The organism is Corallococcus sicarius (assembly GCF_003611735.1).
Classification (GTDB): Bacteria; Myxococcota; Myxococcia; order Myxococcales; family Myxococcaceae; genus Corallococcus; species Corallococcus sicarius.
The window spans coordinates 34,916-45,965 of sequence record NZ_RAWG01000038.1 but is presented as its reverse complement, the minus strand read 5'-3'; the positions used below and the strand labels follow the sequence as shown (position 1 = coordinate 45,965).

The following is an 11,050-nucleotide window of genomic DNA, read 5'->3' as shown; positions in this document are numbered from 1 at the left end:
GGCCTCCGTTCCCCTGGGGTGACCCCCTCCATGCGCTTCCTGCACTGCTCCGACGTCCACATCACGGAGGACTACTTCGCCCTCCCTCTTCGCAAGCTGGGCTGGCGCCGCTGGGTGGCCCTCGTCGAGTTGACGGCCGGGGGCCGGGCGAAGGCCTACCGGAACGCGCAGCACACGCTGTCCGCCATCGCCCGCGACGCGCAGACGCACGGCGTGGATCACTTCATCCTCTCCGGCGACCTCACCGCCTACGCGCTCGAAGGCGAGTTCCGCGCCGCCCGCGCCGCCCTGGGCCCGCTGGCCTCGTCCCCCGCGCGCTGCACCGTCATCCCCGGCAACCACGACGTGTTCACCCCCGGCAGCCATGCGAGCGGCCGCTTCGCCCAGCACTTCGGTGGGCTCCTGGAGAGCGACCTGCCCGAACACCGCCGCGAGGGGGCGTTTCCCTTCGTGCGGCTCGTGGGGGAGGGCGCCGCGGTGGTGGGGCTGTGCTCGGCGCGGTCGCTGCCCTCACCGGGGCTGTCCTACGGCACCATCGGGCCCGCGCAGCTCGAAGGCCTGGCGGCCCTGGTGGCGGACCCCCGCCTGGACGGCCGCGCCATCCTGGTCGTCGTGCACCACGCGCCCCGCACCTTCGCGGACCACGCGGACGGCTGGCACCACGGCCTGCGGGACGCGGACGCCCTCCTGAAGCTGCTGCCGGGCCCGCGCTTCGCGGTGCTGCATGGCCACATCCACCAGCGCTACCACCACCCGGCCACCGCGGACCGGCCCCACCTGTTCGGCGCGGGCTCCTCCACCCAGGCGGGCAAGGAGGGCTACTGGCTCATCGAGGTGGAGGGCGGTGTGGTGGTGGGCGGCACGAAGCACGCACCCGGCTCCGTCGCCGGGGCCACCTGACAGGGCCACCGCACGGCGGTAGAAGGGGCGGACATGACCCCCGCGCCCACCGCCCCACCCGCTGAGTTGTCCCTGGAGGAGTACCGCTTCCTGCGCCAGCTGGGGCGCGTGGCGGACGACCTCCTGGAGGAGAGCCTCCGGGAGCGCGAGACGCTGGCCCAGTGCTTCCGGCGCTGCTTCCCCACGCTGCTGAAGCACACCGGCGCGCGCGCCATCGCGCTCACCACGCGCGACGAGGAGCTGGTGGAGCAGACCTGGTGCGAGGGGGAGTGGGGCGGCATCTTCCCCGGCGCGCTCCTCGCGGGCGCCACGGGCATGCGCGTCCATGGCGAGGACACGCTCGTCACCCAGACGCTGGACGTGGCGGGTTCGCCGGTGGGCACGCTGGGGCTGCTCTATCCGGGCGTCCCCGGCGACGCGGAGACCACGGCCCGGCGGCTGCGCGCGCTGGACGTGGTGGCGGAGGAGCTGGACACGGTGCTGATGCTGGTCCACACCGCGTCGGAGAAGCACCAGCTCATCCTCCAGTGCAACGAACACCTGGCCAACCCTGTCTTCGAGGCGGGCATGGACCAGGCGGTGCGCACGCTGGCGCAGCGGGTGCGGCTGCCGGGCTTCCTCCTGCTGTACCGCGACGCCGTGCAGCCGCACGTGCTGCACTACCGCACCTACCGCCACGGTCAGCTGGAGTACGAGAGCGGAGAGCAGCCCAGCTCCACGCTGGAGGCGCTGCTGCAACAGCACGGCACGCGGCTCTTGCACGGCGACGCGGGCGTGCTCAAGCGGCTGTTCGACGGGCGCACCACGGAGGCGGTGCTCATCTCCGCGGCGGCGCGCAGCGAGCCCCTGGGGAAGATCGTCGTCTGGAGCAACGAGGGCTTCTCCGCCTACGCGATGGACCTCATCCGCGTGCTGGCCTCCACGCTGAGCCAGCGCCTGCTGGACTACAACCGCGAGCGCATCCACCTGTCGCAGTTCTTCCCCACGGGCGCCATCGACGCGCTCCTGGAGGACCCGGACTACGCGCGGCACCTGCGCGCGCAGGAGCAGGAGGTGGGCATCCTGTTCGCGGACATCAACGGCTTCACGCGCATCTGCGAAGAGGGCTTCGACAGCCCGCGCAGCATCGGCCGCTTCGTGGACGAGTGGAGCGCGCGCGCCGTGGACTGCATCTGGGCGCACGGCGGCGTGTTCGACAAGATGGTGGGGGACTGCGTCATCGGCCTCTTCGGTCCGCCCTTCTTCCAGACGGACCGCGTGCGCCGCGCGGAGGCCGCGGTGCGCGCCGCGTGCGACATCCAGGCCTTCACGGCGGAGCTGGGCGCGCGCGAGGAGGTGGCGGCGTTGTGCCAGCGGGTGAAGCTGCCCGGGCTGGGCGTGGCGGTGGGCGTGAACCTGGCCACCGCGAACTGCGGCCTCTTCGGCCCCAACCGCAACTACACCGCCTTCTCCAGCGGGATGAACCAGGCCGCGCGCCTCCAGTCCCTGGCGGGCTTCCGCGAGACGCTGGTGATGCAGAGCGTGCACGAGGCGCTGCGCACGTCGCAGGAGCCCTTCGTGCGCAAGCTCCAGTTCGGACCCCTCACGGAGACCCCCGTGAAGAACGTGGCCCAGCCGCTGCGGCACTACCAGCTTTCGCTGTAGGCCTCGCGCGCGGCCGGGCTCCGAGCCTGGGAGACGTCAGGCCAGCAGGTGCGTGCCCGCGTAGCGGCGCGAGAAGTGGATCCACCGGCGATCATCCACCTCCACCTGCCACTCGCTGTTGGGCGTCAGCGGCAGACGCTGCTTGAGGAAGCTCTCCAGGTGATCCGCCGCCTTGATGGGGGTCAGCCCCGGTGCGCGGAACGCGATGTGGAGCGTCACGTCCAACGTCGGGGCGACGTCCACCGACGCGCAGATGCGCAGGGAACCCACGCGCCGCTGGTACTGCATGTCCGACGCCGGCCACGCGGAGGAGCCCTCGGGCTGCGGGGCCGCCTGCTCGAGCCAGTTGTCGGGGATGAGGATGAAGTCGAGCAGGTTGCTGCTCGCCTCTTCCACCGTGCCGTGCTCCTGGATGGAAAGCATTGCCCACCTCCTCCGGGAAAGCCGTTGGGTTGCGTGGAAGCCGTCGCCAAGAATGTGCCCACGAGCCAGTGCCATGCAAGGGCCTGTGGAAATGCGCGACGGACCCACACGCCATGGTGCACGCGTGGGCGGGCGCACCCTAGCGGATGGGGGTGACACGACAGGTCAGGTGCGCGGGTCGGGTGTTCCGGACGACCCCGTTGTCGCTCGGGAGTTGCTCGGGAGTCGCTCGGGAGCTGTTCAGCAGCTGCTCAGGACGCAACGGGAAGCGTGCGGCGGGGCTTGCGCTCCACGGTGGCCTTGAGCTGGCCGCAGCCTGCGTCAATGTCGATGCCGCGTCGCTGACGCACCGTGCTGGGGACCCCGTGGGACGTGAGCACGCCCTGGAACGCGCGCACCGCGTCGGGCACGCTGGGCCCGCCGTCGTAGCCCACCGTGGGATTGAGTGGGATGACGTTCACGTGCGCGTCCATCCCGTGCAGCAGCGCGCCCAGGTGGTGCGCGTGTTCGGCGGTGTCGTTGCGGCCGGAAATCAACGTCCACTCGAAGAAGATGCGCCGCCGGCGCTTCGCCACGTAGTAGCGGCACGCGTCCATCAACTCGTTGAGCGGCCAGCGCCGGCCCGCGGGCACCAGCGCGGCGCGCTCCGCGTCGGTGGCGCCGTGGAGGCTCACCGCGAGCTGCACCGGGCGCGCCTCGTCCGCGAGCCGGATGATGCCGGGCACCACGCCCACGGTGGACAGCGTGATGAAGCGCGGCGCCAGCGCGAGCCCCTTCGGGTCCACGAGGATGTCCACCGCGGCCATCGTGTGCTCGTAGTTGTGCAGGGGCTCGCCCATGCCCATCAGCACGATGTTGCGCAGCGCCTCTCCGCGCTCGCGCAAGAGGCGCGTGACGTGGAGCACCTGGCCCACGACTTCTCCCGGCGTGAGGTGGCGCGACAGCCCCATCTGTCCGGTGGCGCAGAAGACGCAGCCCATGGCGCACCCGGCCTGCGTGCTCACGCACACGGTGGCGCGGCCCTTGAAGCGCATCAGCACCGTCTCGATGGTCTGCCCGTCGTGCAGCCGCAGGAGCAGCTTGTGCGTGAGCCCGTCGCTGCTGAAGCTCTCGTGGTGCGTGGCGAGCGCTCCCAGCTGCGCGCGCTCCTGGAGCACGGCCTGGAGGTCCGGCCGCAGGCCCGCCACATCGCCGAGCGCCGTCACCCCGTCCCGGTACAACCCCGTCCACACGCGCTCGCGGTACTGGGGGCTGAAGCCCCAGTCGCCCAGGCGCGCGTCGAGCGCGGGGCGCGGCAGGTCATACAGGTTGAGCAGGGCGGTGGCGTCCGACATGACCGGGTCGAGATAACACACCCCGGCGCCGCGCACCGGGGGCCGCAAGCCCGCAGGGCGACCAGGGGAGCGAGGGGACCCGGGGCGGACGGTTTTCGCGGGGCCACGGCGTCCAGCGGGTGACACCTGCCGTGCCAGCGCGGTGCGTCGTGCCAATCGTGGAGGGCCTATGGGTCTTGCCATCCAGCAGGAGGAGTTCACGCCAGAGGAGCACGAGCGGTTCGTGCAGCGGCTCGCGGAGAGCCTGGAGGCGCTGCGAGAGCTGCTGAAGCGCCCCGGCTTCGGCGTGGGGCCCACGACGATGGGCGCGGAGCTGGAGGTGTACCTGGTGGACGGCGCGGGCCACCCGCTGCCGGTGAACCAGCAGGTGTTGGCGCGGACGCAGGACGACCGGGTGACGCTGGAGCTCAACCGCTTCAACATGGAGGCGAACGTGCGGCCCTCGCTGCTCGCGGGGCGGCCGTTCACCGGGCTGCGGGCGGAGCTGGAGGACGTGCTGAAGGAACTCCAGCGCGCGGCGGCGCTGGAGGGCGCGCGCGTGGCGTCCATCGGCATCCTGCCCACGCTGCGGCAGGCGGACCTGGGCAAGGGGGCCCTCACCCAGCAGGCCCGCTACCGGGCGCTGAACGCCGCCATCCGCAAGCGGCGCGACGGGCCGTTCCAGGTGGCCATCGCGGGCGACGACACGCTCAACCTCACCTGGGATGACGTGACGCTGGAGGGGGCGAACACGTCGCTCCAGTTCCACCTGCGCGTGGCGCCGGAGGACTTCGCGCGCGTGTACAACGCCGCGCAGCTCGCCACGGCGCCGGTGCTGGCGGCGGCGGGCAACTCGCCCTTGTTCCTGGGCAAGCGGCTGTGGGAGGAGACGCGCGTGGCGCTCTTCCAGCAGGCCACCGACGACCGCAGCGAGAGCGGCGACGAGGCGGCCCACCTGCACCCGCGCGTGACGTTCGGCCACGGCTGGGTGCGCGAGGGGGTCCACGAGCTGTTCGCGGAGGCCGTGGCCCTCTACCCGCCGCTCCTGCCCGTGCTGGGCAAGGAGGACGCTCCCCTGGACATCGTCGCGGCCGGGGGCGTGCCGGCGCTGGAGGAGCTGCGGCTGCACCAGGGCACGGTCTGGTGCTGGAACCGGGCCATCTATGATCCGCACGGGGACGGCCACGTGCGCATCGAGTTCCGCGCGCTGCCCGCGGGCCCGACGGTGGTGGACATGGTGGCCAACGGGGCGTTCCTGCTGGGGCTGACGCTGGGGCTCGCGGAGCGGGTGGACGCGCTCCTGCCGGCGCTGCCCTTCTGGCAGGCGCGGCGCAACTTCAAGCAGGCGGCGAAGCGGGGGCTGGACGCGGTGATGCTGTGGCCGGCGGAGGTGGCGCCCAGCCCCCGCCCGGTGCCGGTGGTGGAGCTGGTGAAGCAGCTCTTGCCCATCGCGCGGCGCGGCCTGACGGAGCACGGGGTGGACGCCGCCGAGGCGGACGCGATGCTGGACATCATCGCGCAGCGCGTGGCCCTGCGGCGCACCGGGGCGCGCTGGCAGCGGGAGGTGCTGGCGAGGCTGGAGGCCCACATGCCGAGGCCGGACGCGCTGGCGGCCCTGCTGGAGCGCTACCTCCACCATTCGGAGTCGGGGCTGCCCGTGCACACGTGGCCCGTGGAGTCGTCTTGAGCCTGATGTAAGCCGGGGGGCCTTGTCGGGACGCGGGCGTGGCTGTGAATATGGAGGCCCGCCGGGTCGTCTGCCAGCGGGCCCGCGCCACGCGCTGAAGGATGCCGTCCGTGATTGCCTCCACCTCCCCGTCGTCCCTCTCCGGCGCGCGCCGGAAGTTCCTCCTCGTGCCGCTGCTCGTCTGCGTGAGCGCGGTGACCGCGTGCTCGTCCCTCCGGGGCAAGGCCAATGACCTGGCGGAGAAGGGCCGCTTCGTCGAAGCCGCCGAGCTGTACGTGAAGGTCGTCGAGGACTCGCCCAACGACCCGTCGCTGCGCTCCTCGCTGGAGGACCTGCGCTGGCGTGGCCTGTCGCAGCTGCTCACCCAGGCGCGCCAGGCCCGCGTGGAGGGGCGGGACGAGGACGCGGAGCTGAACCTGGAGCAGTTCCTCACCTACCGGAAGAAGTGGAGCTCCAAGCTGGACGGCGGCATGGAGAGCTCGCTCCTGGAGGAGATGGCCGGCACGCACCAGCACCTGCGCCAGCTCATCAATGAACAGGCGAAGCGGGGCCACGCGCTGACGGCGGAGGCGCACCTGAACCGCAAGCGCGCGCTGCTCGCGTACGCGGAGATGGCGCCCATCCGTCGCGACGTGGAGGAGGCCGTGCAGCAGGGTGGCGCGGCGACGTGCGCCCGGCTGAAGCAGGAGCCGTCGGACGGCAGCGCGCACTGGGCGGAGCTGGTGTCGCGCTACTGCCGGCACTACCGCCAGGTCGCGCCCCTAGCGCCGCTGTTCCCGGAGGCGCTGGGCGTCCCCATGTTCCAGGTGTCCCTGGAGGGCATCAGCAACGACGTCGTCCAATACCTGTTGTCGCGGCTGGCGGGCGCGTTCGAGTCCTCGCCCTGGTACGGGGAGGGCTCCCCGCGCCGCCCGCCGCTCACCGTGCAGGGGACCCTGAGCGAGTCGCGCACCAGCCAGCCGGTGGACCTGGCGGCATCGTGGACGGAGCAGGTGCCGTACACCGCGCACGAGGACCGCACCGCGACGGCGGAGGTGCCGTACACGGTGGAGGAGTCCTACGTGGACAAGGGGGAGATGAAGAAGCGCCTCGTCACCCAGAAGAAGACGGTGGAGTACAAGACGACGGTGGAGGTGACGAAGTACCGCGACGTGCCGCGCTCCTTCGCGTACCGCGCGCTGCGCCGGGGCGTGGAGTACCACTTCGCGGTGGTGGCCCAGGCCGTCCTCCAGGAGCAGCACGCGCCCCTGGCCGTGAAGGCGGAGAACTCCCTGTCCGCCTCCGGCTACGAGCACAACATCACCTTCCCCCCCGCCGACGTGAAGCCGCAGACGTTCTCCCAGCCCAGCAAGGACGGGTGGCTGGACAGGGAGCTGCAGGGCTACGAGAAGACCTTCTCCCAGACGCTCCTGGCGCGCTGGCAGGCCTCCTTCTGCAAGGCGCCCGCGCTCACCCGCGAGGAGGCGGCCCGCTGCGCCCGGGGCGGCGTGGAGCTGCCCCCGCCCGCGCGCAAGGCCCTGGCGGACACGCTGGGCGACGACGCCGGGCAGGTGCACCAGCTCTTCGTCTGGAACTAGGGGCCCTCGTCCTCCGCGCCCTTGCGCAGCCCCAGCAGGCGGCGCAGGTCGCGCGCGGACTGGCGGCTCACCTCCACCGAGTGCCCCCGCGCCGTGCGCGCCAGGTAGCCGCCCGTCTCCAGCGGCTCCAGCCGCGTCACGTGCGACAGGTTGAGCAGCGCGCGCCGGTGCACCCGGTGGAAGTGTTCGGCGGGCAGCTTGTCCGCCAGCTCGTTGAGGGTGAAGTCGGTGAGGAAGTCGCCCTGGGCGGTGAACACCGTGACGAGCTCGTCCTCCAGCGACGCGTGGGAGATGGCGTCCGGCGACACCAGCACCAGCCCCTGCCGCGTGGGGATGGGCAGCCGCGCGAAGGCGGGCCGCTCCCGCTCCCGCTCCGGGGACGCGGGCGGAGGCACGGGGAGCGCCTTCGCCTTCGCGGGCACAGGTGACGCCGGCTGCCGGGCCCGGACGCGCTCCAGGGCCTTCTGCAGCCGGGCGGCCTCCACGGGCTTGAGGACGTAGTCCACCGCGCCGTGCTCGAAGGCGGTCACCGCGTGCTCCGCGTGGGCGGTGCAGAAGATGACGTGCGGGCCGCCCGCGGGCAGCAGGCCCATGGCGTCCAGGCCGCTCAGGCCCGGCATGTGGATGTCCAGCAGCACCACGTCCACGCCGCCCGCCCGCACCGCGGCGAGCACCGCGTCCCCGTCCACCGCCTCGCCGCAGACGCTCACGTCCGGCAGCGCGGCCAGCAGGCGGGACAGGCGCTTCCGGGCCAGCAGTTCGTCATCGGCGATGAGGACGCGCAGGGGCTCTCTCACGTGAGGACTCCGGGTTGGGGGCCCTGGCGGGGCAGGGTGACGGTGACACGGGTGCGCCCGTCCGCGCTCGCGAGCGACAGCAACGCGCGCCCGGCATAGGCGAGCGCCAGGCGCCGCTCCACGGTGGGCAGACCCACGCTGCCCTCGCGGGGGCCCCGGGACGCGCCCGGGTTGTCGATGGACACCTCCACCGCCCCGTCGCGCGTGACGCCCACCTCCACCAGCAGCGGGCCCCGGTGCCCGGAGGCCGGCCCGTGCTTCACCGCGTTCTCCGCGAGCGGCAGCAGCAGCAGCGGCGGCACCGGCACGTCCCCCAGCCCGTCCGCCACCGTCATGCGCAGTTGGAAGAGGTCCGGGTCGCGCAACAGGTGCAGGTCGAACAGCGTGCGCATCAGCTCCAGCTCCTGCGACAGCGGCCAGGTGACGCTGCGCACGCCCGCGAGCACCGAGCGGAGCATCGTGGACAGGCGCAGCACGGCGGCCTCGGCGACGGCGCCGTCCTCGCGGCACCACTCCGCGATGGCGTTGAGCGTGTTGAAGAGGAAGTGCGGATCCAGGTGGCTGCGGATGGCGAGCAGCTGCGCCTGCTCCGCCTCCCAGGCGAAGCGGGTGGCGCGCGCACGCTCGCGGGCCAGCGTCTCCTCGAAGCCGATGTCCCGTCCCAGGCCCCAGCCGGCCACCAGGAACAGCCCGCCGCAGACGGCCAGATTGTACCGCTCCGACAGGAAGGTGGGCTGCATGTCGGTGAGGCGCGGCAGCGCGTAGCCCACGGACAGCACCACGCCGGTGCCCACCGCCCCGTAGAGCAGCAGGCGGATGCCGCCGTGGCTCAGGTCCAGCCCTTCGGGGAACAGCACCCGGTACGACACGGGCGCGACGGCGACGCACAAGAGGCACAGGAGGACGCCCAGCCACAGCGCGTTTGGATCCACGCTCCAGCGCACCTGGGCCGCGAGCAGCGGCAGCGACACCAGCACGATGGGGCCCAGCCGCAGGGGCGCGACGAGGGCGCGCAACGTGGCGCGAACGATGGACCCTTCCGACGTCTCCGACATGCTCCAGCGGAAGGCTACACCGTCTGGCCTGCTAACGCCGGGGGACGGGGGCCGGGACCAGGTCCAGGACGAGCGTCCCGGCGAGGAGCGCGGGGAAGAAGAGGAGGGCAAGCACGAACAGGAGCGGCGAACGCAGTGAGAACATGGGGGGTTCCTCCGGTGTCCGTGAAACATGCCCACGCACTGTGTCACCGCCCCAGGGGCCCTCCGGGGAGGGGTGGGCCCGGCCGTCGCGAAGCGGGGGTGAGCGGTCGCGCCCAAGCCCCCGGCCGTCCCTCCGCCGCTACGCCAGCGCGTCCCCGAGCCGCGTCGCGTCCCGGATGCAGTCATTGACGCCCACGCCCCGGTACGCGTTGCCGGTGAGGTGCAGGCCGGGCCAGCGCTTCAGGCCCGCGTCCAGGGAGGCCAGGCGCTCCAGGTGGCCCACGGTGTACTGCGGGATGCCGCGCGGCCAGCGCACCACCCGCGTCAGCTCCGGCGTCGCGGTGAGTCCCGTCATCGCCTTCAGCTCCTCGCGCGCCAGCGCCACCAGCGCGTCCTCGTCCCGCGCGACGACGTCCGGCCGCCGCGCGCCGCCCATCAGGCACGTGAGCAGCACCCGCCCGCCCTCCACGCGGAAGGGGAAGGTGGTGGAGACGTGGATGGTGCCCAGCACCGCCTTGTGCTCCACCGCCGGCACCAGGAACCCGAACCCGTCCGGCTTCGGCGTCGCCCCCGGCGCGAAGCCCAGGTGCACCACGGCGATGGGCGCGTAGGGGATGCCCTCCAGCTTCCCCGCCAGGGGTTCATCCAGGGGCCGCAAGAGCCCCGCCGCCACGTGCGACGGCACCGCCAGCACCACGTGGGAGGCGAGCAGCTCCACCGTCCGGCCGCGCTCGCGCACCCGCACCTTCCAACCGGAGGCCTGGGGCGTGAGCCCCTCCACCTTCGCGTCGGTGTGCACGGCATCCCCCAGCGACAGCGCCAGCGCGTCCACCAGCACGCCCAGGCCGCCGTCGAAGGTGCTCAAGAGCCCGGTGAGCTTCGACTTCGAGTCCCCTTGCGAAGCCGTGGCCTTGCGCGCCGCGCGCTGGGAGCGGATGGCGCCCAGGATGAGGCTGCGGTGGTCGCGCTCCATCTTCACGAGCTGCGGGAAGGTGGCCTCCGCGCTGAGCTTCTCCGGGTCGCCCGCGTAGATGCCCGTCTGCACCGCGTCCAACAGCACCGTGGTGGCTTCCGGCCCCAGGTGGCGCCGCCCCAGCTGGGCCAGCGATTCGTCCACCCCGGCAGGACCCCGGGAACTGAACAACTCCCCCAGCACGCGCAGCCGCGCGGAGAGGGGAAGGATGTCGGACGTGAGGAACGCGGGCGGTGAGGACGGCACCGCCCTGAGCGCACCCCGAGTGAAGATGTAGCGGTTTTTTGCCGCCGCATCCGCCGGACGGATGCGCGCCTCCACCCCCAGGGCCGCCGCCAGTTCACGCGTCGTGGGCTCCCGGTCCAGGAAACTGTTGGGTCCTGATTCCAGGATGTATCCGCCCAGGGTGTGGGTCCGCACATTGCCGCCCACGTGGGCCGCCGACTCCAGCACGACGGCCTCCGCCCCTCTGGAACGCAACCTGTGAGCCAGGACAAGACCTGAAATCCCCCCCCCGATGACCGCGACCGTCATGAC

The 11,050-nt window shown here is 72.5% G+C and carries 9 protein-coding genes; 4 read left to right on the top strand and 5 right to left on the bottom strand.

Translation table 11 applies throughout. The features are described from left to right. Positions 1 to 30: 30 nt before the first annotated feature. On the top strand, positions 31 to 900 hold the full coding sequence (locus tag D7X12_RS08515) for a metallophosphoesterase family protein (protein ID WP_120624767.1): 870 nt from the start codon (positions 31 to 33) through the stop codon (positions 898 to 900). Positions 901 to 933: 33 nt separating this feature from the next. Beyond that, positions 934 to 2,544 carry an adenylate/guanylate cyclase domain-containing protein gene (locus D7X12_RS08510; RefSeq protein WP_120624766.1) on the top strand — a complete coding sequence of 537 codons (1,611 nt, stop codon included), beginning with the start codon at positions 934 to 936 and terminating at the stop codon, positions 2,542 to 2,544. Between the two features lie 36 nt (positions 2,545 to 2,580). Here D7X12_RS08510 and D7X12_RS08505 read toward each other — a convergent pair whose 3' ends face one another. Together D7X12_RS08505 and rlmN are read right to left on the bottom strand one after the other, a co-directional pair. Then, entirely contained in the window at positions 2,581 to 2,967 is a 387-nt protein-coding gene (locus tag D7X12_RS08505; protein ID WP_120624765.1) for a hypothetical protein, read from the bottom strand. A gap of 251 nt (positions 2,968 to 3,218) precedes the next feature. After that, a complete protein-coding gene (gene rlmN / locus D7X12_RS08500; protein ID WP_120624764.1) occupies positions 3,219 to 4,301 on the bottom strand; it encodes a dual-specificity RNA methyltransferase RlmN in 1,083 nt (360 codons plus the stop codon). A 169-nt stretch (positions 4,302 to 4,470) separates the two neighbouring features. Here rlmN and D7X12_RS08495 point away from each other — a divergent pair, with 169 nt between their 5' ends. Continuing rightward, a complete protein-coding gene (locus D7X12_RS08495) occupies positions 4,471 to 5,967 on the top strand; it encodes a glutamate-cysteine ligase family protein (RefSeq protein ID WP_120624763.1) in 1,497 nt (498 codons plus the stop codon). A gap of 110 nt (positions 5,968 to 6,077) precedes the next feature. Continuing rightward, the gene (locus tag D7X12_RS08490; RefSeq protein WP_147443581.1) at positions 6,078 to 7,544 is read left to right on the top strand and encodes a hypothetical protein; all 1,467 of its coding nucleotides are present in this window, start codon (positions 6,078 to 6,080) and stop codon (positions 7,542 to 7,544) included. Here the strand turns inward: D7X12_RS08490 and D7X12_RS08485 are convergent. From D7X12_RS08485 to hemG, 3 genes are all read right to left on the bottom strand, one after another. Next, the gene (locus D7X12_RS08485; protein ID WP_120624761.1) at positions 7,541 to 8,341 is read right to left on the bottom strand and encodes a LytR/AlgR family response regulator transcription factor; all 801 of its coding nucleotides are present in this window, start codon (positions 8,339 to 8,341) and stop codon (positions 7,541 to 7,543) included. The genes D7X12_RS08490 and D7X12_RS08485 overlap by 4 nt on opposite strands. Beyond that, positions 8,338 to 9,396: a sensor histidine kinase gene (locus tag D7X12_RS08480; protein WP_120624760.1), complete on the bottom strand. Its 1,059-nt coding sequence runs from the start codon at positions 9,394 to 9,396 to the stop codon at positions 8,338 to 8,340. Before D7X12_RS08480 ends, D7X12_RS08485 begins: the two co-directional genes overlap by 4 nt. A gap of 283 nt (positions 9,397 to 9,679) precedes the next feature. Then, positions 9,680 to 11,047 carry a protoporphyrinogen oxidase gene (gene hemG, locus D7X12_RS08475; protein WP_120624759.1) on the bottom strand — a complete coding sequence of 456 codons (1,368 nt, stop codon included), beginning with the start codon at positions 11,045 to 11,047 and terminating at the stop codon, positions 9,680 to 9,682. Positions 11,048 to 11,050: the final 3 nt, after the last annotated feature.